General features: G+C 36.5%; 20 protein-coding genes and 1 pseudogene. 5 read left to right on the forward strand and 16 right to left on the reverse strand.

Annotated features, from left to right (window positions below; translation table 11 throughout):
- The first annotated feature begins 24 nt into the window (after nt 1–24).
- Entirely contained in the window at nt 25–951 is a 927-nt protein-coding gene (locus CKK03_RS14925) for a nuclease-related domain-containing protein (protein ID WP_099363348.1), read from the forward strand.
- Between the two features lie 702 nt (nt 952–1,653).
- On the opposite strand, the gene CKK03_RS14930 is transcribed toward CKK03_RS14925, so the two are convergent.
- From CKK03_RS14930 to desA, 4 genes are all read right to left on the reverse strand, one after another.
- Nucleotides 1,654–1,827, reverse strand: a complete 174-nt coding sequence (locus CKK03_RS14930) for a twin-arginine translocase TatA/TatE family subunit (protein ID WP_180271265.1) — start codon at nt 1,825–1,827, stop codon at nt 1,654–1,656.
- A gap of 94 nt (nt 1,828–1,921) precedes the next feature.
- Nucleotides 1,922–2,521, reverse strand: coding sequence for a response regulator transcription factor (locus CKK03_RS14935; RefSeq protein ID WP_099352957.1), 600 nt, complete (start codon nt 2,519–2,521; stop codon nt 1,922–1,924).
- The gene (locus CKK03_RS14940; RefSeq protein WP_099363350.1) at nt 2,518–3,651 is read right to left on the reverse strand and encodes a sensor histidine kinase; all 1,134 of its coding nucleotides are present in this window, start codon (nt 3,649–3,651) and stop codon (nt 2,518–2,520) included. Before CKK03_RS14940 ends, CKK03_RS14935 begins: the two co-directional genes overlap by 4 nt.
- 68 nt (nt 3,652–3,719) lie before the next feature.
- Complete coding sequence (desA, locus tag CKK03_RS14945) at nt 3,720–4,757, reverse strand: Delta(5) desaturase DesA (protein WP_099363351.1); 1,038 nt, start codon at nt 4,755–4,757, stop codon at nt 3,720–3,722.
- Nucleotides 4,758–5,063: 306 nt separating this feature from the next.
- Here desA and CKK03_RS14950 point away from each other — a divergent pair, with 306 nt between their 5' ends.
- A complete protein-coding gene (locus CKK03_RS14950; protein WP_099363352.1) occupies nt 5,064–5,654 on the forward strand; it encodes a guanylate kinase in 591 nt (196 codons plus the stop codon).
- A gap of 47 nt (nt 5,655–5,701) precedes the next feature.
- Here the strand turns inward: CKK03_RS14950 and CKK03_RS14955 are convergent, their stop codons facing one another.
- Nucleotides 5,702–6,637 (reverse strand): manganese-dependent inorganic pyrophosphatase, encoded by a 936-nt coding sequence (locus tag CKK03_RS14955; RefSeq protein ID WP_099363353.1) that lies wholly within the window; start codon nt 6,635–6,637, stop codon nt 5,702–5,704.
- An 89-nt stretch (nt 6,638–6,726) separates the two neighbouring features.
- On the reverse strand, nt 6,727–7,020 hold the full coding sequence (locus tag CKK03_RS14960; protein ID WP_099363731.1) for a DUF6509 family protein: 294 nt from the start codon (nt 7,018–7,020) through the stop codon (nt 6,727–6,729).
- Nucleotides 7,021–7,324: 304 nt separating this feature from the next.
- On the opposite strand from CKK03_RS14960, the gene CKK03_RS14965 reads away from it, so the two are divergent.
- The gene (locus CKK03_RS14965) at nt 7,325–7,525 is read left to right on the forward strand and encodes a hypothetical protein (RefSeq protein ID WP_099363354.1); all 201 of its coding nucleotides are present in this window, start codon (nt 7,325–7,327) and stop codon (nt 7,523–7,525) included.
- Nucleotides 7,526–7,560: 35 nt separating this feature from the next.
- On the opposite strand, the gene CKK03_RS14970 is transcribed toward CKK03_RS14965, so the two are convergent.
- From CKK03_RS14970 to CKK03_RS14995, 7 genes and pseudogenes are all read right to left on the reverse strand, one after another.
- Nucleotides 7,561–8,514: an ArsA family ATPase gene (locus CKK03_RS14970; RefSeq protein WP_099363355.1), complete on the reverse strand. Its 954-nt coding sequence runs from the start codon at nt 8,512–8,514 to the stop codon at nt 7,561–7,563.
- Between the two features lie 14 nt (nt 8,515–8,528).
- Nucleotides 8,529–8,792 carry a cory-CC-star protein gene (locus CKK03_RS14975; protein WP_099352965.1) on the reverse strand — a complete coding sequence of 88 codons (264 nt, stop codon included), beginning with the start codon at nt 8,790–8,792 and terminating at the stop codon, nt 8,529–8,531.
- 71 nt (nt 8,793–8,863) lie between these two features.
- Nucleotides 8,864–10,609, reverse strand: a complete 1,746-nt coding sequence (locus CKK03_RS14980; RefSeq protein ID WP_099363356.1) for a carbon starvation CstA family protein — start codon at nt 10,607–10,609, stop codon at nt 8,864–8,866.
- 533 nt (nt 10,610–11,142) lie between these two features.
- Nucleotides 11,143–11,382: pseudogene (locus CKK03_RS24250) on the reverse strand (transposase zinc-binding domain-containing protein); the annotation flags it as partial.
- A 135-nt stretch (nt 11,383–11,517) separates the two neighbouring features.
- Nucleotides 11,518–12,312, reverse strand: a complete 795-nt coding sequence (locus CKK03_RS14985; RefSeq protein ID WP_099363357.1) for an ABC transporter ATP-binding protein — start codon at nt 12,310–12,312, stop codon at nt 11,518–11,520.
- Entirely contained in the window at nt 12,287–13,315 is a 1,029-nt protein-coding gene (locus CKK03_RS14990; protein WP_099363358.1) for an ABC transporter permease, read from the reverse strand. The genes CKK03_RS14985 and CKK03_RS14990 overlap by 26 nt, the downstream gene beginning before the upstream one ends.
- A gap of 177 nt (nt 13,316–13,492) precedes the next feature.
- Nucleotides 13,493–14,512, reverse strand: a complete 1,020-nt coding sequence (locus CKK03_RS14995) for an ABC transporter substrate-binding protein (protein ID WP_099363359.1) — start codon at nt 14,510–14,512, stop codon at nt 13,493–13,495.
- A 311-nt stretch (nt 14,513–14,823) separates the two neighbouring features.
- On the opposite strand from CKK03_RS14995, the gene CKK03_RS15000 reads away from it, so the two are divergent.
- Nucleotides 14,824–16,167, forward strand: a complete 1,344-nt coding sequence (locus CKK03_RS15000) for a sodium-dependent transporter (protein WP_099363360.1) — start codon at nt 14,824–14,826, stop codon at nt 16,165–16,167.
- A 36-nt stretch (nt 16,168–16,203) separates the two neighbouring features.
- Here the strand turns inward: CKK03_RS15000 and CKK03_RS15005 are convergent, their stop codons facing one another.
- Nucleotides 16,204–17,547: a hemolysin family protein gene (locus tag CKK03_RS15005; RefSeq protein WP_099363361.1), complete on the reverse strand. Its 1,344-nt coding sequence runs from the start codon at nt 17,545–17,547 to the stop codon at nt 16,204–16,206.
- A gap of 223 nt (nt 17,548–17,770) precedes the next feature.
- Between CKK03_RS15005 and CKK03_RS15010 the strand changes: the two genes are divergently transcribed.
- Nucleotides 17,771–18,304 carry a YceI family protein gene (locus tag CKK03_RS15010; RefSeq protein ID WP_099363362.1) on the forward strand — a complete coding sequence of 178 codons (534 nt, stop codon included), beginning with the start codon at nt 17,771–17,773 and terminating at the stop codon, nt 18,302–18,304.
- A 33-nt stretch (nt 18,305–18,337) separates the two neighbouring features.
- On the opposite strand, the gene dacB is transcribed toward CKK03_RS15010, so the two are convergent.
- Both dacB and CKK03_RS15020 read right to left on the reverse strand, forming a co-directional pair.
- Nucleotides 18,338–19,804, reverse strand: a complete 1,467-nt coding sequence (gene dacB / locus CKK03_RS15015) for a D-alanyl-D-alanine carboxypeptidase/D-alanyl-D-alanine endopeptidase (protein WP_099363363.1) — start codon at nt 19,802–19,804, stop codon at nt 18,338–18,340.
- 159 nt (nt 19,805–19,963) lie between these two features.
- Nucleotides 19,964–20,794 (reverse strand): undecaprenyl-diphosphate phosphatase, encoded by an 831-nt coding sequence (locus CKK03_RS15020; RefSeq protein WP_099363364.1) that lies wholly within the window; start codon nt 20,792–20,794, stop codon nt 19,964–19,966.
- Nucleotides 20,795–20,822: the final 28 nt, after the last annotated feature.

Consider the following 20,822-nt stretch of genomic DNA (forward strand, 5'->3'; position numbering starts at 1 on the left):
ATATTGCTGAAAGGAAGTGGTAGATTGATTATTAAAGCTCGTGGTGAAAATACTGAATTGGAATTATTTCGTTCTTTACGAATCCGCAAGAAATTAGAAGAAAAAGACGAAAATTACTACATGTATCTTGAAAAAGGATGGCACGGTGAAAAACAGTTTGACGGATTGCTTTTAGGCCTCACAAATGATTACCTCATTTTAAACAATCTTCTCCTTGAAGTGAACAACACTCTATTTCAAATCGACTCCCTACTCACCACCCATAACAGAATCTATATCTTTGAAGTAAAGAACTTCGAAGGTGATATTTACATTGACGGTGACCACTGGCACTTACTTTCCGGAAAAGAGATTAAAAACCCGATTACCCAAGTCTCCCGCAGCGAATCTTTGTTTCGGCAGCTATTGCAAGAACTAAGGTTTAATTTGATAGTTGAATCAGTGATTGTCTTTATCAACCCTGAGTTTTATCTTTATCAAGCACCTGTAAAAGGACCATTTGTATTTCATGCCCAACTTGGCCGCTTTATGAAAAAAATAGATCATTCAGCTACTGGGGAAATAACCGGGGGACTTTTGAGATTAGCGGAAAAATTAGTTTCATTACATATTAAGGAATCCCCATATAAGCGGTTACCTGCATACAATTATGAGGAATTAGAGAAAGGGATTGTTTGTAAGCGTGGATGCTCATTTATGGATGTTGCTAATCCAAACTATCTTGTGTGCCCAAGTTGTGGGGAGCTGGAACCTAAGGAATCAGCAGTGCTACGAAGTGTGAAAGAGCTTAGCTTGCTTTTTCCGGAAAGGAAGATTACGACTAATCAGGTTATAGAATGGTGTGGGGGTATTATTACTTCAAGAATAACAATTAGAAAATATTTGTTTAAGAAATATAAACTTGTTACCACAGGTAGATCAGCATATTTTGTAAGAAAGGAGGATAAATAAGCTACAATTTTTTTGCGGTATAGCATTTATCGTTTTACGGTATGATACTATACCGATTGGCTCGTTTGCGATATATTACTTATCGTTTTACGGTATGATGCTATACCGATTAGCTCGTTTGCAGTATAGCATTTATCGTTTTACAGCATGACGCTATACCGATTAGCTCGCTTGCGGTATAGCCTTTATCGTTTTACGGTATGATGCTATACCGATTAGCTCGTTTGCAGTATAGCCTTTATCGTTTTACAGCATGACGCTATACCGATTAGCTCGCTTGCGGTATAGCCTTTATCGTATTACGGCATGCTGCTATGCCGATTACCACGTATGCAGTATAGCCTTTATCGTTTTACGGCATGATGCTATACCGATTAGCTCGTATGCGGTATAGCCTTTATCGTTACACGGCATAAATGCTATACAGATTACCACGTATGCGGTATAGCATTTATCGTTTTACGGCAAGATTCTATACCGATTGGCTCGTTTGCGATATAGCATTTATCTTGTTACGGCAAGATTCTATACCGATTAGCTCGTTTACGGTATAGCACTTATCGTTTTGCAGCATGATGATATACCGATAACCACGTTTGCGATATAGCATTTATCGTATTACAGCATGGTGCTATACAGAATAATGACTCAAATTCTTTAAACACAAAAAAAGAGAGGTTGACACCTCTCTCAGTACGTTTCTTATTTTGATTTTGTTTCAACATCGTCATCATCAAGGATTCCCTTTGTTGCTTTTTTAAACTCGCGAAGTGTTGTTCCTGCGGCTTTTCCTAGCTCAGGAAGCTTTTTAGGTCCGAATACAAGTAATGCAAAAAAGATAATTAATATTAATTCTCCGAAACCGAGGTTTCCCATATTCATTCCACCCTAAAACGAAATGTATTGCATTCTTATTTTAGTCCTACTCCACACATTTTTCAATTAGAGTTTTTCAAGGGATATTTTAATTTTATTTAAACCAACCTTTTTCTTTCGATTGGGTGATGGCTTCAATGCGATTTTTGACTTCGAGCTTATCCAAGATAGTAGAAATATAATTTCGGACAGTACCTGTTTTAATTCTAAGCTCATCCGCAATCTCTTTTGTATTTTTACCGTCCGCCACAAGCTCTAGTACTTCTCGTTCACGCTCTGTTAATGGATTTTCGTCTGCATACAAATCATCCATTAATTCAGGAGCATAGACACGTTTTCCACTCATCACACTACGAATCGAATCTGCCAATTCATCACTAGGACTATCTTTAAGGAGGTACCCTTTCACACCAGCCCTTAAAGCACGTTGGAAATATCCTGTACGAGCAAAGGTTGTTAAAATAATAACCTTACAGTCTGTTTCTTTTAATTCTTCGGCAGCTTCAAGACCAGTTTTTAGGGGCATTTCAATATCCATCATGCATATATCTGGCTTGAGCTCCTTCACAAGTGTAATCGCTTCTTGTCCATTACTGGCCATTCCAACAACTTCCATATCGTCCTCTAAGTTTAAAAGTGAACCAAGCGCTCCAAGGACCATTCGTTGATCTTCAGCAATTATGATTCGTATCATAAAAGTCCCTCCACTTCGACCTGTTTTCGTACATTTGGAATTTTAATAATTAATGTTGTGCCATCATTTGACTGAATTTCTAGGCTGCCATTTACAAACTCTAAACGTTCTCTCATCCCTTGAAGTCCGTGACCACCAACTACATCTTTATTAGGTATCGTACCAATCCCATTGTCTTTAATCATGACAGTGATTTCATCTTCAATTTGGACTATTTCAATTTTACAGTGGCTTGCTTTGCTATGTTTCACAATATTGTTGATGCCCTCTTTGATTAACATGCTGATGATATTCTCGTAGAATAGTGAAACATCTTTAAGAGAGTTGTCCTGGATATATTCAAATTCTATTCCCGCGGCTCCTAATATTTGTTGAACTCGGACAATTTCTTCCTTAATTCGGATACCACGCATTTGTGAGACCATTTTTCGAACTTCATTCAAAGCTGTTCGTGCTGTTTGTTGCACATCTTTTAATTCGTGACGTGCTTTTTCCGGGTCTTTATGTATGAGTTTTCTAGCTAAATCACTTTTTAAACCAATCATCGAAAGCTTTTGACCCAATGTGTCATGAAGGTCCCTTGCGATCCGTTGTCGTTCTTCTTGTTTGACTAGTTCTGCAATTCGTTTATTTGCATCCTCTAATTGTTCCTCGAGCTTCTCTTGTTTCTTTTTGTTATAGATATTAAATGGTAATAGAATTACGCTGATCCAAATGATGATTACGAATGGGATTTGGGTTAGAAATACCTCTTCTTGTAATACCAGATTGTAGTTTATTGAAAATGTCGTAGCCACAAGATGTATGATGTACAACGTTAAAAAGGCTACTCGGTTTTTGATGTGTCCGTTGTAATATGCAATATAAAAAGCAAAATAAATAAATGCAAAGAGAATTGACATGGTTAATGAAATAGCGATTAGGATTGACGTCCATAGATAAACAGGCCATTTTCTCGAAATAAAGGCAAATCTTAGTGAAATGAAAAAGATGACCGTTAGAATGATGCCGGTGATTATTTCCGCTGTCGATGACGATTGAAAGATAAAATAAAACGGCAAGATGCTAATTACTGCCCAAATATATGGTGAGACTCCTGACCATTTTTGAAAAAGTGAGTATTTCTTCATAGAACCTACCCTCATTTAGTTCAAGATTATTTTGTATTTTATCATATCATACATAAGGAAAACCCAGCTTATTTTTCTAAGCTGGGGATTTTTTTAATCTCTTTTTGTTCGGCAACGATTTCTTTAATTTTTCCATAGCCAACAAATACTTTTTCTTCTTCATCCCACAAACGGAATTTAAGTGATTTTAGACTAGTTTTTAATGTGATGGTTGGTACCTTTTGAAGAGGTTCAGTTTGATTGTGTACCTCTTCTAGTTTGTAATTCGGTACTCGTGGACTTAAATGATGCACATGGTGATACCCGATATTTCCTGTCATCCACTGTAATGGCTTTGGTAGCTTGTAAAATGAGCTTCCTTCAACCGCAGCTTTTACATATTCCCAATGCTCATCTTCTTCGAAATAGGAATCTTCAAATGTATGTTGAACATAAAATAACCAAACACCAGCAATCCCTGAAACCATAAAAATGGTTCCCTGAACTAGTAAAAATGCCTGCCAACCAATTGTCAGACTTACTATAACAGCGAGTGTAACGATTCCTAAATTTGTAATATACGTGTTCCAACGTTCCTTCTTTTTCGCTTTTCTTCTGTTAAAACGATTTTCAATTAGGAATACAAAGATAGGTCCTAAAATAAACATTACAAATGGATTTCGGTAAACTCTGTAGGCCAGACGCTTCCATGCTGATGCTTCTAAATACTCTTCAACCGTCATAACCCAAATGTCTCCGGTACCACGCTTATCAAGATTAGAGCTTGTTGCATGGTGGACAGAATGATCATGCCCCCATTTGCTATAAGGGAATAATGTTAATATCCCAGTAATTGTACCAACGATTTTATTTGCCGTGCGATTTTTAAAGAAGGAGTGATGACAACAGTCATGGAAAATGATAAATAGTCGGACTAGAAACCCCGCTGCAACTACGCCAATCACAAGTGTCAACAGATAAGAGATGTTTAATGAATAATAAGCAAGTACCCATAATCCAAGATAAGGAATTAAGGTATTGCAAAGCTGAAATACACTTGCCTTAAGGTTCGATTTTTCAAACGGTGCCACTTGTTTACGTAAGCTTCTTTGATCTAATTTGTTCATTTAATCCTTTCCTTTCTAAATTCTCATTTCATATTTTAATCAGATTTTTAAATTTAATGAGGGAATTGCTGACAAATCGCCAACAGTTTTCTACATTTCCAATGTTACAAAAGAAAAAAGGTTTGCACTAGACATAGGTGTCATGTGAAATACATGATAAATGTCATATACCGTGTCCAAAGATTTAAAATACACAAAAAATTAACACTTAATATGGGCTAAAATACATTTTTTATGCTATACTTAAAAAACAGAATATTTAAACTAATATTCATTTTAAAATTTTTTTATAGAAGGAGGAAACCTATGTACAGATTAAAAGACAAAGATAGGATTTTCATTTATACTGGCCCAGATGGTTCTGGCAGAAAGACATTAGGAAAGATGGTTGCAACAGCATTTGATATGCAGACCGTTCCCTCATTCACAACTCGAAGCCCCCGCCCTTTTGAAAACAACGGAGAAGATTACCACTTTGTAAGTAAAGAAACCTTTCGCCAAATGATGCAGCAAAAAGAATTTCTTGAGAGTGTTGAAATTGATGGATACTTTTATGGAATACGTGAAATTGATATTGTAAATATTTTTAAGAAAAATAAGGTAGTTTATTTAACGTTAAACCCTGAAGGTGCGGATGTTTTGAAGCAAATGTATGGAGATAAAGCAGTTCGAATCTTTGTGTATGCTGATAAAGATACTGTACTAGAACGACAGATAAAACGTGGGGATAGTCCTGAGGACATTGAGCGCCATATGAAGCACTATAATGAAACAATGGACTATAAGTCTGCTTGCGAGCATGTATATGAAAACTATGATCTACCTCAGGTCTCATATCAGATAAGTGAAATGATTGAAACGTATTTAGATAGACAATTAATTGCGGATGATTATTAAAAAATAAAGCCCTAAAGAGGCACTAACCTCTTTAGGGCTTTTAGATTTTATAAGCTATTGAAGCTCTCTGTAAGAACTGGAACAACTTGTTTCTTACGAGAAACAACACCTTTTAATTCTGCTGTTTTGTTATCGAGTGTAACATTAAATGCTTTTTCAACTGCTTCTGTTTTTGCACCAACTGCAAGCCCTACAGAATCATTGTTTAGAATGTCTGTAATCACGAGTAAGAATAAATCAAGTCCGTTATCATTAATTTGTTGATTCATTACTTCTTCTAGCTCACTCTGTCTAGTAAGAACGTCTTGAGGGTCCACAACATTAACCTGTGCAATTTGAACTTTGTTACCATTCATTGAGAACTCTTTAGAATCTAGAGAAACTAATTGTTCGGCAGTTTTGTCACTCACATTAGCACCAGCCTTTAACATTTCAAGACCGTAGCTATCAGCATCAACACCTGCAATCTCAGCTAATTCACGCGCAGCTTTTACATCTTCATCTGTACAAGTTGGTGATTTAAATAGGAGTGAATCCGAGATGATTGCAGAGAGCATTAAACCAGCAATTTCTTTTGTAATCTCAACATTATTTTCCTTGTATAGCTTATTAAGGATTGTAGCTGTACAACCAACAGGCTCAACGCGGAAATATAATGGATCACTCGTTTCAAAATTTGCTACACGGTGATGGTCGATTACTTCTTTGATTTTTACATTTTCAAGTCCGTCGGCACTTTGTTGAAGTTCATTGTGGTCAACTAAAATAATGGATTGAACTTCTTCATTTGCTACATTTTCCACTAAACGTGGTGCTTCCGCTTTAAAATAATCCAATGCATACTGAGTTTCACTGTTTACTTCTCCTAAGCGGACTGGCTCAGCATCCAAACCAAGTTTGTTTTTTAATTCTGCATATGCAATCGCTGAACAAATTGTATCAGTGTCTGGGTTCTTATGACCAAATACAAGTACTTTTTCCATTTATGCATTACTCCTTATTGCTTAATATGTATGATGTACTCTCTCATTTTACACAAAGATTCGTAGAGATTAAACAATTTTGGTCATTTTTATTCATTTTCTTCCTCTAAATGTGTTTTACAAAATTCTTTTACAATTGTTTCTTCCTCTTCTTCCAGTTCAAACTCAAGAACTTTTTGAGTGTTTTTTTCATAAATATGATATTGGGCAATTCGCTCACTATTTGTGTCAACCGCATAAATCACTTTTAATTCAATTCCATTTTCAGAATATAAATCGTCATCCTCCGGTACTTCAATGTCCAAAAAGAACTCGTAACGATCGCCCTCTAATATCCCAGTAGGATCCTTTAGTTTTTCAACTGTATATCCAGTAATATTCATATAAATTTGCCACCCTTCAAAATGATTTAAGTCCGTACCTATTATACACATTCTTTCCTTAATGGTGAAAAATTTGCCACCCATTCCTTGTATTTTTACGAACCGTACACATTTTGACACATAGGACTTCCTGTAAACAAATAGAATAATAATACATCCCAAAAAAGCGCAAGGTGACCGTCTATCGGTGACAAGCACAAGAAAAGCGCTGACAGAAGGCGTCTTTTGCCTTCAGAAGCGATTGGCTTGTGACCTCGAGCCGATGGTACCTGGAGCTAGACATTGGAAAAGGAGTTGTTGTTGAATGACACTACTAAATAAAATCGCATTATTCTTTGTCATATTATACTCCGGTATTATCTTGATGAATACGTATTTAGGGGAAACAGAACGAGTACAATCGAATGTTGTGATCTTTATGTTAAATGGATTTGCTTATATCGTGTCTGCAATGGAAATGGAAAAAGAGAAAAATCAACTTCGTGGAAGTCAATCTACAGCATAAAAAACGACCGCTTCGGTATTTAAGCGGCCGTTTTTCTATTCATTTGTTGAATTCTTAACGATTTTTGTTTTGATATGTTCTGCAAAATCCTCTAACAACTTAACTGAGTTTATATCCGTTTCAAATAACGGGATATAAACTTTTTGTTGAGTTGGAAATTCTTTTTCAATCTTCGATATATATTCTTGTTCATTACTTTTGCGCTTTTTCAGAAACTCTCCATCAATATTTTCTGCTAAGAATTTATTAATAAACAGCGTATTAACCCCTATATTATGCCTTTCGAGTAATCTTAAAGCATTTGCTGTTTCAATAATCGGCAGTCTTTCTGGGTTAAGGACGAAAATAAACCCGGTCATGTCTCTATTTAAAATGATTTCCCTTACAGCACTAAAGCGTTCTTTCCTTTTCTGCAATACCTTATAAATTGGATCTTCTATTGGTTCACCGTCATTTAACAACTGTGTATAAGTATCATTTCTCTTTTTTCTTCTCTCAAGCATACCATCAATCCAAACACTCATTAACTCAGGAAGAGTAAGTAATCGAATTGTGTGTCCAGTAGGCGCCGTATCGAAAATAATTGTATCATAGTCTCTTCCTTCATCAAGAATGATAGAAACGATGCGATCAAATAGAGCCGCCTCTTCTGCTCCTGGTGAGGAACTAGCAGCATCAATTTGGCGATTAACCTCATCTTGCATATGTGAACTAACTACACCTTGGATGTTTTCTTTTACGGTTTGTATATACTTTCTTGATTCAATTTCTGGATCAATTTCAATTGCCTCCATGCCTGGATATACCTCAATAGCTTGGTTTTTCAATGGTTTATGAAAGATATCTCCTACATTATGTGCAGGATCGGTTGATACAAGTAACGTTTTAAGGCCCTGTTGGGCATGTAAAATCGCTAATGCTGCAGCACTCGTCGACTTTCCTACCCCTCCTTTTCCACCAACAAATACAATCTTTCTATCTCCAATCATGTTGATTCCTCCATTTAACAACAGCGAATTCCTGTAAGCGGAGATTTTTCCATCCCCATTCGCAAGTGCCAGTCATGAAATTTTTCAAGCATATAAGGATAAAGCTCTAATGTATAGTAAAAGGCAGGGTTTGGGAGTCCGAGAGTTTCAGATAAACATAGAAGTAAGAAAAGGTCATCCTCGTCTCTTAATTCCCGTGCAATTTCTGTCCGATGATTTACTGAAAGAATCTCATCATATAATTGGAGCATCCTCTTTAATGCTTCTATTCCCTTCATTCTTTCACCTTCTTTACATAAAGTGAAAAAGGAAGCCCTCTACATGAAGGGTTCCTTTTCCAAACGGGTATTTACATGTTTGAATCAAAATTTTGTGGTGAATCCTTTTTACTTAATTCTTTAAAGGCGATTAGTACGATCCAAACGGCAAAAATTAAAATGATGCTTCCGAGAATAAATAACAGTAAATTTGCATCTGTCCCCCCTACACCTGCCCAGTCAAAGATAACCTGTTGGACCATTGCCCATACGGTCATAACAAGAAGGAAAAGCATCGGGATCAGGGTAACAAGATAGTTTCGACCTAATCGTTTTAACCACACGGAAATTAACATTAAACTTATTGCCGCTAATAATTGGTTAGAGGTACCGAATAATGGCCACAATACATACCCACCTGAACCAAAACCGTTTGGTCCCTTTGGTAAAAGAACTAATGCTGCACTTGTAACAACGGCAACTGTTGTGGCTACATGGGCTTTTTGAAGTGCTGGAACTTTATATTCAGAACCTAGCTCTGCAATAATATATCTCATTAGACGAACTGATGAGTCTAACGTAGTTGCAGCAAAGCTAACAACAATTATGGCAATAATGGTGGCTGCAATATCAGTAGGTATGCCAATACCGGTAGATAATTGTGCTCCACCGGAAATAAAGTTTCCTAGTCCGCCAGAATTCGCTGCTGCAAAACTACTGTATGCTGCTTTAAAGTCTCCAGCATTTGCAAACAACGTGACGCACGCAATGATAGATATTAAGGCAAGGAATCCTTCCCCTACGGCACCAAAATAGCCTACAAAGCGAGCGTCAGTCTCTTTATTTAATTGTTTTGATGATGTACCTGAAGACACCAGTCCATGGAAACCAGAAATTGCACCACAGGCAATGGTAATAAACATGAGTGGTAACCATGATTTATCTGTAGCCTCTGAATTCAACATAGGTGCTGTTACTTCTGGATTTAAAAATACAAGCCCTAAATACATAATACCTAACCCGATCACAAGCTGGTGAGAGTTGATATAGTCTCTCGGCTGAAGTAATTTCCACACAGGTAATGTGGAGGCAAAATAGCAATATACCATTAGGATAACAATCCAAACAAAGAAAGCCATAGAAACTCCGCTTAGACCAAATAAGGTCGTAGCCTCTGCTCCACCAAAATAGCTTACAAGATCAATTTGTAATGCGGGTATCTTACTTGTTAGAATGGCTGAACCATACATGATTATTAGTGAAATAATGGAAGGAAGTAACATGCTTCCTTTTTTCCTATAGACAGCGTATCCAATCCAAATTGCAAGCGGTATTTCAATAAAAACAGGAATGACACTTGCCGGAAATTTGATAAATAGATTTGAAATAACCCAAGCAAAAACAGCGTTAACCATCAACACCAAAATCAGAATGATAAATAAAAATAAGAGCTTTGCTTTTTTACCGATTAGTTTATCTGCAAGTGTACCTACAGATTGCCCTTTGTTTCTGACTGAGAGGACAAGTGTACCAAAATCATGTACGCCTGCAGCAAAAACCGTACCTAATACAACCCATAACAACGCGGGTCCCCAGCCCCAATAAACAGCTATGGCAGGTCCTACTATTGGTGCTGCACCTGCAACGGAAGTGAAATGATGCCCCCATAAAACATGTTTCTTAGTTGGTACAAAATCGACCCCATCATTAAACTCATGAGCAGGTGTAACAAAATTTGGATCAAGGCGATAAATCTTTTCAGCAACAAATTTTGAATAATACCGATAACCTAAAATAAAAACAACGGTACCAAACACTGCTAACCATATTGCACTCAAGTTTTTTCCCTCCAATACAAATTTTTTTAATAGATTATAAAACTTAATGCACTTTTCATGTTAAAACGGATTTGTAAGCGCTGTCAATACTATTGTCTAAAAAATCTATATTTTCAATTATCGACAAAATAATCAGTCATATTTTTGTGAAGAATACTATCAATCTATTTATGGTCATAAAAAAATCCCTAAATGAAGGCCGTTCTGCAAAAAGCATAAGATGATGGCGCCTAGAGCTAGACAATGAAGGCGCGATCCCTTTTTCTTACCCTCACTTGTGCTTCGGCCCGTGTGAGGGTACGATTAACTCTCTTTCGTACCCTCACTTGTGCTACGGCCATTGCACGAGGGTATGATTAACCTTCTTTCGTACCCTCAATTGCGCTTTGGCCATTGCATGAGGGTACGATTAATCTCTACACTCCTCACTACGGCACATCCTGTTTTCTTATTGTTGATTTTCAAACCAAAACTCAACATACCATCATCATTCGTAACTCTGTATTCAGCTATAGCTGACCTAGAGCTAGACAATGACAAAAACGGCTTTTACAAGTAAAGCATACAAATACAGGTTTAGAATTGTATTCATTCACAACCAAGACATTCATACCTGGCAAAGCCTAAGTCTGCCGTCTCACATCTGATTGCTTTCTCAACAGCCTCTTTTATATCGTTACGATAGGACTCAGGGTATGTATTTGAATACATCTTCCAATAACCATCAAAATGTCCTTAAGTATTTGTTTGATGACCCCACTTTTCCTTTTCATAAGCAAATCCGTACCTTTCAATTCAACTACGAACATTATACCGAACAGTTATCCACAAATCGATTATTTTATAATTTCCTAACCAATAAAAAAACCCGCGGAAGATTTATGCTCCTTCGCGGGCTTTTTTGTTCGTTATGAAAGCAATGCACGATCATTTGTCATTTTCGCGCCTCTGATTCGTTGGAACTCATTTAGTAATTGCTCAATCGTTAGATTCGCTTTTTCCTGTTCATTAACCTCTAAGATGATTTGTCCCTTATCCATCATGATTAGACGGTTCCCTAAATCTAGAGCTTGCTGCATATTATGCGTGACCATTAATGTTGTTAAATTGTATTTTTCGACGATTTCTTTGGTTAAGTTTGTGATTAACTCAGCACGAGCTGGATCAAGTGCCGCTGTATGTTCATCGAGTAACAATATTTTCGGTTCAGTGAAGGTGGCCATCAATAGCGATAATGCCTGCCGTTCCCCTCCTGATAACAATCCCACTTTTGCAGATAAGCGATTTTCTAACCCTAAGTTAAGGGATTGGAGCACTTCCCTAAAGTAGTCCTTGCGCTTTTTTGTTACTCCTTTTCGTAAGGTCCGAGTTTTATTTCGTGAATATGCCATCGCGAGATTTTCTTCAATGGTCATATTTGGCGCTGTACCTGCCATTGGATCCTGGAATACACGTCCAATGAGCTTAGCCCGTTTATGTTCTGGTAAGAATGTAACATCTTTACCAGCAATATCAACAGAGCCTGCATCCGGAATGAGCACACCCGATATTACATTCATTAACGTTGATTTACCAGCACCATTACTACCAATTACAGTTACAAAATCCCCTTCTTTTAACTGTAGATTGGTCCAATCAAGGGCAATTTTTTCGTCTGGTGTACCTTCATTAAAGATTTTATGAATTTGATTTAAGTGTAGCACTTGCTTCACCCTCGCTTTCTGAAGGTACGTTCTTCTTTCGTACAAGTTGTTGTCGTTTTGCTCGTCTGCTCTTCTCTTTTGTTCCTTCCAGGATTTTTGGTAGGACTAGTGCAATGATTACGATGATGGCAGTAATCAATTTCATATCTCCAGGCTGTAGGAACTCAACACGTAACGCTAGTGAAACAACGATACGATAAATAATCGCACCACCGATTACTGCAAGTGTTGCTCGTGCAATCGTTTTGGCACCAAAAAGGGCTTCACCAATTATGACGGAAGCTAAACCAATAACGATCATCCCAATACCCATTCCGACATCGGCAAATCCGCCTTGTTGTGCAATTAGTGATCCTGAAAATGCTACAAGCGCATTTGATAGACCTAATCCAAGAATCGTCATCAAGTTTGTATTAGCAGAAAAGCTGGATATCATTTTTTTATTATCCCCTGTTGCTCTTACTGCAAGACCGATTTCTGTTCGTAGGAAAAGGTCAATTAAAAACTTAATTAAGAAAGTAACAACAATCATAAACAATAAGATACCCCATGTTTTTGGAAGGCTATCTCCTAAACCGATTGTTGTTAAAATAGAATTAAACAATGAATCGATTCCTAATGAAGCAGATATATCAGATACGTTTGTAAAAGTTGTATCAATATTTAATAACGAAACATTTGATTTACCCATAATTCGGAGATTGATTGAATAGAGGGCGATCATCATTAAAATACCAGCTAGTAATGCATTAATTTTTCCTACCGTGTGTAGTAATCCGGTGATACTCCCTGCAATAAATCCAGCAACAAGTGCTAATAATGTTGCAATAAAAGGATTTACTCCATTTGTTATCAAAATGGCGGAAACAGCAGCTCCTGTCACGAAGCTGCCGTCAACCGTCAAATCTGGAAAATCTAAAATACGGAAGGACAGGTAAACACCAATTGCCATGATTGCATAGATGATTCCTGATTCAAATGCCCCAAATAATGCTGTAAACATGTTGAATCATCCTTTCTTTAAGTACTGTTCAAAAAAGAGGATGAAAAGGACCAAGAAGTTCGAGGCGGCGAAGTTTTGAGTACCGGAACGTATGTAGTTGATACGTGAGGAACGCAAAAACAAGCCAACGAAGAAATTCGATGTGTCATTTTCACCGGACTTTTTGAACATCATTGTTTATTCACCTTCGTAGATGTCAGCCATTTCTTCCCATTCAGGTTTTATTTCGATTCCTTGCTCTTCTGCTGCTTTTTTATTAATGATAAGCTGTAGGCTATTAGGAAGTTCAACTGGAATTTCAGATGCTTTCTTTTCACCTTTTAGAATCTTTGCAGCCATAAGTCCAGATTGGTATCCAATATCATAGTATTCAAATCCACTAGCTGCAAATCCACCGGCTTTCATTGAATCAAGCTCACCAACGAACAGCGGAATATCCTTTTCATTTGCTACTGCAATGATTGAATCTAAAGCTTGAACTGCAGTGTTATCAGTTGGAATATAAATTGCATCAACACGGTCAACTAAGCTTTGAGCAGCTTGATTAACCTCAGCAGTTGTAGACACAGAGACTTCTACTAATTCCGCACCATCTTGTTCAGCATATTCCTTTACTTGCTCAACCTGTACAACAGAGTTTTGTTCTCCAGAGTTGTAGATGACTCCAATCTTCTTCGCTCCCATTTCACCGGTGATGAAGTTAATTGTTGTTTTAGTAGCATCTGGATGGTTATCAGTTGTACCCGTAATATTATCGCCAGGCTTATCGAATGCTTCTACTAATCCAGCACCAACTGGGTCTGTTACTGAAGTGAAAATAATAGGAATTTCACTTGTTGCATTGAGTGCAGCCATTGCACTAGGCGTTGCGTTTGCAAAAATTAAGTCCACTTTGCTACCAACAAGGTTTTGTGCAATTGTTGCTGTGTTACTTTGCTCACCTTGCGCATTTTGGAAATCAAACTTTAAATTTTCGCCTTCCTTAAATCCTTCATCTTCTAACGCTTTTTTGAAACCTTCTGTTGCAGCATCTAAAGAAGTATGTGGTGCATATTGTGTAATACCAACTACTACTTGATCTTTTTCACTGCTGCTACCAGCATCCTTTGAAGTGTTGTCAGTAGCATCACTTCCACATCCTGCTAAAGCAAGGAAGCCAGCTAATACCACTCCTAACATTTTTGTTGATCCTTTCATGCATATCCCCCCAAAATCTCTTTACTCTTTTTTGATTTTCTAGTAATCTATTACTTTACTAGAATAATAATATTCACGCACTTTTACTTTATCGCATAAAAGCAAAAAAGCGTTAATGCATGCCATTAGTTAATCGTAATATTATCATTCTAGACGCTTTCCGTCAATTATTTTCTGAAGATTTTCCACTTTCAGCTTATAATTTTTTTCGAACAGCGTTAAAAGATTTTTTGTTTTCGTATGATAATACGTTTTATTTTATTTCACTTAACAAAAAATAGAGTAATATGAGTTGCGATGGAGGTATTTATTTGAAGCAATCTGCACAATGGTCATCAAAATTAAGCTTTATTTTAGCGGCAGCTGGATCTGCTATTGGATTAGGGGCGATTTGGAAATTTCCTTATGTGGCAGGTACAAGCGGTGGCGGAATTTTTTTTATTATTTTTCTTATATTTACATTGTTAATCGGTTTACCACTTTTATTAGCTGAATTTGTAATTGGGAGAACGACCCAAAAAAACGCGATTCAATCTTTCAAAGAATTAGCACCACGAACGAATTGGCATCTCGTTGGTCGATTAGGTTTTTTTACAAATGCGGTATTACTTTCTTTTTATAGTGTTGTTGGTGGCTGGATTTTAATTTATTTAGTAAGTGGTAGTATTGGTAAATTAAATGGTTTGACGGAATCAGAGTACGGATCATATTTTGGAGAAACCATTGCAAATCCATTTCTTGTTGTGCTCGCACAACTATTATTTATGTTAATTACCATTATTGTAGTTGCAAAAGGAGTCCAGGCTGGTATTGAGAAGGCAAGTAAATGGATGATGCCTGCACTTTTTATTCTTTTCATCGTTATTATTTTTCGTTCAATCACGCTTGAAGGTTCCCTTGAAGGAATTTTGTTTATGTTAAAGCCTACTCTTTCATCACTAACTTCTGAGACCATTCTTTTTGCACTAGGTCAATCCTTTTTTGCTCTTAGTGTTGGTGCCTGTACAATGTTAACTTATAGCTCCTATCTTTCGAAGAAGGAAAATATGGTACAGTCGGCATTCTCAATTGTGGTGTTAAATATTCTTGTTACCCTCTTGGCAGGGTTAGCCATTTTTCCGGCCGTATTTGCCTTTGGCTTAAAGCCTGATGCTGGGCCTGTCCTTTTATTTAATGTGTTACCAACCGTTTTTGGAAAAATGCCTTTTGGCATCGTATTTCTATTAGCATTCCTGCTTTTATTTTTATTTGCAACTCTTACGTCCGCTTTTTCGATGCTTGAATTAATTGTAGCGATCTTAACAAAAAAGAACGAACAAAATCGAAAAAATATTGCATGGATTGCAGGACTAGTAATCTTTTTACTTGGTGTCCCTTCTGCCCTTTCTTTCGGGGTATTAAGTGATGTTAGTTTATTTGGAAGATCCATTTTTGATCTTGCTGATTTTCTCGTTAGTAATATTCTTTTACCTGTTGGGGCTTTCTTTATATCTATTTTCGTATCATTTATATTTCCACGAGAAGCACTCTATAAAGAAATGCAGATGGGCAGCAAATTTCCCATTATAATAGTACAGGTTTGGTTCTTTTTAATTCGCTATGTCGTTCCAATTGTAATTATCATTGTATTTTTAGATAGTTTAGAATTTATTTAAAAAAGGTGTTCCAATTCAAATTGGAACACCTTTTTCTTACTCTTTTTCTTTGTCATCATCTTCCCGTACTGGGGCTAGATTGTTAATCACCTTTATTCTCATGATGCGTTTCTCATCCATTTCAACAACCTTAAAAGTATGATTTTCGTACTCAATCTCTGGAAATGCATCTCCTGAAGGGATATATCCCAATTGACCTATTACAAAACCGCTTAATGTATCGTATTCATCTATTGGAAGGTTAATCTTTAGAATATCTTCCACTTCATATAAATTAATCGTTCCAACCATGGAGTATGTCCTATCATCTAACTGAATATATTCTTCATCCTCAACTGTATATTCATCATATTCATCAAATATATTACCAACGATTTCTTCAATTAAATCCTCAATTGTAACAATTCCATCTGTTCCACCATATTCATCGATCACAATGGCCATATGGATATTATTTTTTTGTAATTCCTTAAATAATTCATTCGTGTGCTTGGATTCCAATACAAAATAAGGATCTCTTAGCAGATCTTTTAAGTTAAATGAGACATCATCACAGTCATCAACAAACTTTATTAATTCTTTGGAATGTAGTATTCCAACAATCTGATCAATACTCTCATCATAAACAGGAAAACGTGTGTATTTTTCTGTAGTAACAAGATGAATAATTTCTTTTAGTGTGTAATCGAGGGGAATTCCAACAATATTCGTTCGATGTGTCATGATGTCCGACACTGTTTTATTATCAAACTCAAAAATATTGTTGATCATAATTTTTTCTGATTCTTGTATGGTCCCTCTTTCTTTACCAACATCGACCATCATTCGAATTTCTTCTTCCGTTACATTTTCATCCTCAGCATTGGGATCGACACCAAACAATCTTACAATTCCATTAGTTGATACCGTTAGTAGCTTAACAAAAGGTAATGTAACCTTGGATAAAAGTGTTAAAGGTCGAGCAGCAATTAATGAGACTTCTTCTGCTTTTTGTAACGCCAACCTTTTTGGAACCAGTTCTCCTATTACTAATGTAAAGTAGGATAGTATGAGTGTTATTACTACAACTGAAATTGTATCCAGAAGAGTTGGAGCAATTGGAACTTCAAGGTCAATTAACCACCTTGTTAAATATGTAGCAAAGCTTCCAGCTGCAAATGCACTTGCTAAAAAACCTGCTAATGTAATACCTATTTGGATTGTTGCTAAAAATCCACTTGGGTTTGATAGAAGTCTATGTAACAAAATCGCTTTCTTATCTCCACTGTCAGCCATCATTTTTACTTTATTATCATTTAATGAGACCATTGCCATTTCAGATGCGGCAAAAAATGAATTTAATAAGATTAAAATGACAAGAATTAAAATCTCAGCAAGCATCTTTAGTACCTCCAAGCATCAGAAAAAAACATATATTTATTTAATTAAATTCCCCTTCTTTTAATCGCATTATGCTTTATATAAAAGTAATGGCTTTTTTTGAAAAAAATGTATTCATTTTTGATTGACAGGAAGTTAAAAGGACATTATAATTTATCTTAAAGTAATATATCTTGAATTTAAGATAAATGATTCTAAAATAACTTTTTGGGGGATTTTAAAAATGGCAAACACAAAATGGGCAGTGGACGCATCACACAGTAGTATTGATTTTTCAGTAAAACATATGATGATTGCAAAGGTAAAAGGTTCTTTTGAGAGCTTTGAAGCTACTATTGAAGCAGATCCTGCTGATTTAACATCTGCAAATATTGAATTCAATGTTGATCTTGCGAGCGTTAATACAAAGAATGGAGATCGTGACAACCACCTTCGTTCTGCTGATTTCTTTGATGTAGAAAACCATCCAGCAATGACTTTCAAATCTACCTCTATCGTAAAAACAGATGATGATGAATACAATGTAACTGGTGATTTAACAATCCATGGTACTACTAAATCTGAAACGTTCCAGGTTGTATTTGAAGGTGCAGGTAAAGATCCATGGGGGAATGAAAAAGTAGGTTTCAGTGCAACAGGAAAGATCAATCGTAGCGATTATGGTTTAGTGTGGAATGCTGCACTTGAAACGGGCGGCGTTCTAGTTGGGGACCAAATTAAAATTTCTATCGAAATCGAAGCTGGAAAAGCTGAATAAACTAACACGAAAAGCAGGCCACAGTGGCCTGCTTTAATAGTTATATAATAATGTAACGATTTTATCCTCAATTGGTTTTCCGTGGGCATCGGTCATTAAGTTGTTTAAGAGAATCGAAAAGATAAGGTCTTCCCCACTCTTCGTCTTAATATATCCAGATAATGAACTCACTGTTCGAATTGTTCCAGTCTTCGCTTTTACCTTCCCCGCCATCTCAGGATTTTTCATTCGATAACGTAATGAACCATCCACTAGTCGTTCACTATTACCTGCTACAGGTAATGAATGTAAGAATACAGGAAACCAGGTTTGTTTTTGAGCAGTGAAGAGCAGCTTTGAGATGTCGTTGGCAGACACCAGGTTAACATGTGAAATACCTGATCCGTCTCTAATGACCATACTGCTTGGGTCCACTCCAATTTTTCGAAGCTCATCTTTTACAACTGCAATCCCTTTATCCCAACTCCCTTCCCCATTACGAATACGTCCCATTTCCTTAACGAGTGTTTCACCGTGTCCATTATTACTTAGCTTCATAAAAGGAATGAGGAGTTCCTTTAATGGAATGGATTGATCAGTTGCAATTAGTTCTGCATTTTTGGGAGTTATTGCAATACCATCTGTTCCAATCACATGGATTCCGTTTTTCGCTAATGCATTCTTAAACAAATCTAATGTATAACCTGTAGGTTCCCACACTGTCATCCATTCTTGAACCGATTTTGCATTAACAGGTATTGTCCCTTCAATCGTAATCACATTCTCACCATGCTCGCGAATGATATCGATGTCTTTTTTCTCTTCTTTTTGAACCGTTTTTGTGTTATTGATGATATTGACATAATTGTTCGTAGGTTGTACTGAAATTTCAGCTTTGTTTCCCGCTTTCTTTCCAGGTGCCACCTCGACAATTAAAGTACCTGAATCATAATCTTTATTCGGAGAGGCTGTTAACCCTGAAACGGCTGAACCATAATAATAAGTCTCATCGCTCCACGTTAAATCGATTGAATAACGCTCATCATCATACCAAGAATCATCCGCTATTATATTTCCAAAAATCACATCGACTCCAGATTTCTTGATTTTTTTTGCAAGTAAATCTAAATCATGCTGGAGTAAAGTTGGATCTCCTTTTCCTTTCAAATAGAGATTTCCTGATAATTTGTTCCCTACAAGCTTACCATCAGTGAGAACTTCAGTTGAAAACTGGTAATCTTCACCAAGAGCCGATAACGCCGTTGCTGCTGTAATTAGTTTTAAATTGGATGCTGGTCGAAGTCTAACATCTCCAGCATGTTGATATAAGATTTCTCCACTTTTTGCTGACCTAATACTAATTCCAGCAATTGCACCTTGGAGGTTAGGTTCATTTAGAACCAGTTGATTAAGTTGTCCAAGGACTTGATTTTGGTTTGCGTTAGCAATTGCTTTTTCTTGTTGTGGGTGGATGGAAGGCATAATGGTTATGGCAAGTAAAAGTACAGCAAATAGTAACATTTTTTTAGTTCGAATAATGGTTTTCCTCCCTTTTTCTTTTTTCTATTGTACAAGTATGGAATCTTTACCATATTTTATACAAAAATGCAGGTAATATGAAGTACGAAATGTGATTTATTTGCATAAAAAAAGCATCCCACACTTGAGATGCTTTAAAACTTATAAGAATACAAAATAAATAATAGCTGCTAGTACAATGCGGTAAATCGCAAATGGTAATAGCTTGATTTTATCGATGAGGCGTAGGAAGAAGCGAATTGAAATGAGAGCAAACACGAATGCACTAATAAATCCTGCAATAAATACTGGAAGTGCGTCCACTGAAAAATACTCTATGTTTTTTAGAAGTGAAATTCCACTTGCTCCTGCCATGATTGGAACAGCCATGATGAATGTAAAATCGGCAGCTGCTCTATGGCTAAGTCCTACAAGTACACCACCGGAAATGGTCGCACCTGAACGTGAGAATCCTGGCCATAGTGATAAACATTGAATGAGACCCACTGTTAATGCTTGCTTATACGTAATTTGATCCACAGTTTGCGTATTTGGATGTTTAGCACTATATCGGTCTGCGACAATCATTAGGATTGCACCAATTACTAGTCCAATTAATACAGTTTCAGTTGTGAACAAATATTCATCAATTGTATCTTCAAATAATACTCCAAGGATACCTGCAGGAATTAATCCTACAATAATATGTGTTAAACGTAAGTGTTTAGCTCCAACTGGAACAATTTTATTTTTGCGATTTAGTCCAAGTAAATCAATAAACCTATCTTTAAATACAACAACTACAGCTAATATTGAGCCGAGTTGGATCACAACTTTAAATGTGTTTGCTGGATATTTTCCAAGAAACTCCTCTGTTTTTAGCCACATATCATCGACAATAATCATGTGACCTGTTGAGGAGACTGGGGCAAATTCTGTTAACCCTTCAACCAGTCCTAAAATAATCGCTTTAATTAGTTCAATTATATCCATTAGACGTAAAGTACTCCTTTTTTAAAAT

It is taken from the genome of Fredinandcohnia onubensis, from assembly GCF_002734215.1.
Lineage (GTDB): Bacteria > Bacillota > Bacilli > Bacillales > Bacillaceae_L > Ferdinandcohnia > Ferdinandcohnia onubensis.

What these genes read in the sequence shown, in the direction of transcription:
- CKK03_RS15005 (WP_099363361.1), bottom strand. Translation starts at nt 17,547, where the DNA reads ATGCTTGCTGAGATTTTAATTCTTGTCATTTTAATCTTATTAAATTCA.
- CKK03_RS15010 (WP_099363362.1), top strand. Translation starts at nt 17,771, where the DNA reads ATGGCAAACACAAAATGGGCAGTGGACGCATCACACAGTAGTATTGAT.
- CKK03_RS14950 (WP_099363352.1), top strand. Translation starts at nt 5,064, where the DNA reads ATGTACAGATTAAAAGACAAAGATAGGATTTTCATTTATACTGGCCCA.
- CKK03_RS14965 (WP_099363354.1), top strand. Translation starts at nt 7,325, where the DNA reads ATGACACTACTAAATAAAATCGCATTATTCTTTGTCATATTATACTCC.
- dacB (WP_099363363.1), bottom strand. Translation starts at nt 19,804, where the DNA reads ATGTTACTATTTGCTGTACTTTTACTTGCCATAACCATTATGCCTTCC.
- CKK03_RS14995 (WP_099363359.1), bottom strand. Translation starts at nt 14,512, where the DNA reads ATGAAAGGATCAACAAAAATGTTAGGAGTGGTATTAGCTGGCTTCCTT.
- CKK03_RS14940 (WP_099363350.1), bottom strand. Translation starts at nt 3,651, where the DNA reads ATGAAGAAATACTCACTTTTTCAAAAATGGTCAGGAGTCTCACCATAT.
- CKK03_RS14955 (WP_099363353.1), bottom strand. Translation starts at nt 6,637, where the DNA reads ATGGAAAAAGTACTTGTATTTGGTCATAAGAACCCAGACACTGATACA.
- CKK03_RS14930 (WP_180271265.1), bottom strand. Translation starts at nt 1,827, where the DNA reads ATGGGAAACCTCGGTTTCGGAGAATTAATATTAATTATCTTTTTTGCA.
- CKK03_RS14975 (WP_099352965.1), bottom strand. Translation starts at nt 8,792, where the DNA reads ATGAAGGGAATAGAAGCATTAAAGAGGATGCTCCAATTATATGATGAG.
- desA (WP_099363351.1), bottom strand. Translation starts at nt 4,757, where the DNA reads ATGAACAAATTAGATCAAAGAAGCTTACGTAAACAAGTGGCACCGTTT.
- CKK03_RS14935 (WP_099352957.1), bottom strand. Translation starts at nt 2,521, where the DNA reads ATGATACGAATCATAATTGCTGAAGATCAACGAATGGTCCTTGGAGCG.
- CKK03_RS14970 (WP_099363355.1), bottom strand. Translation starts at nt 8,514, where the DNA reads ATGATTGGAGATAGAAAGATTGTATTTGTTGGTGGAAAAGGAGGGGTA.
- CKK03_RS14990 (WP_099363358.1), bottom strand. Translation starts at nt 13,315, where the DNA reads ATGTTTACAGCATTATTTGGGGCATTTGAATCAGGAATCATCTATGCA.
- CKK03_RS15020 (WP_099363364.1), bottom strand. Translation starts at nt 20,794, where the DNA reads ATGGATATAATTGAACTAATTAAAGCGATTATTTTAGGACTGGTTGAA.
- CKK03_RS14960 (WP_099363731.1), bottom strand. Translation starts at nt 7,020, where the DNA reads ATGAATATTACTGGATATACAGTTGAAAAACTAAAGGATCCTACTGGG.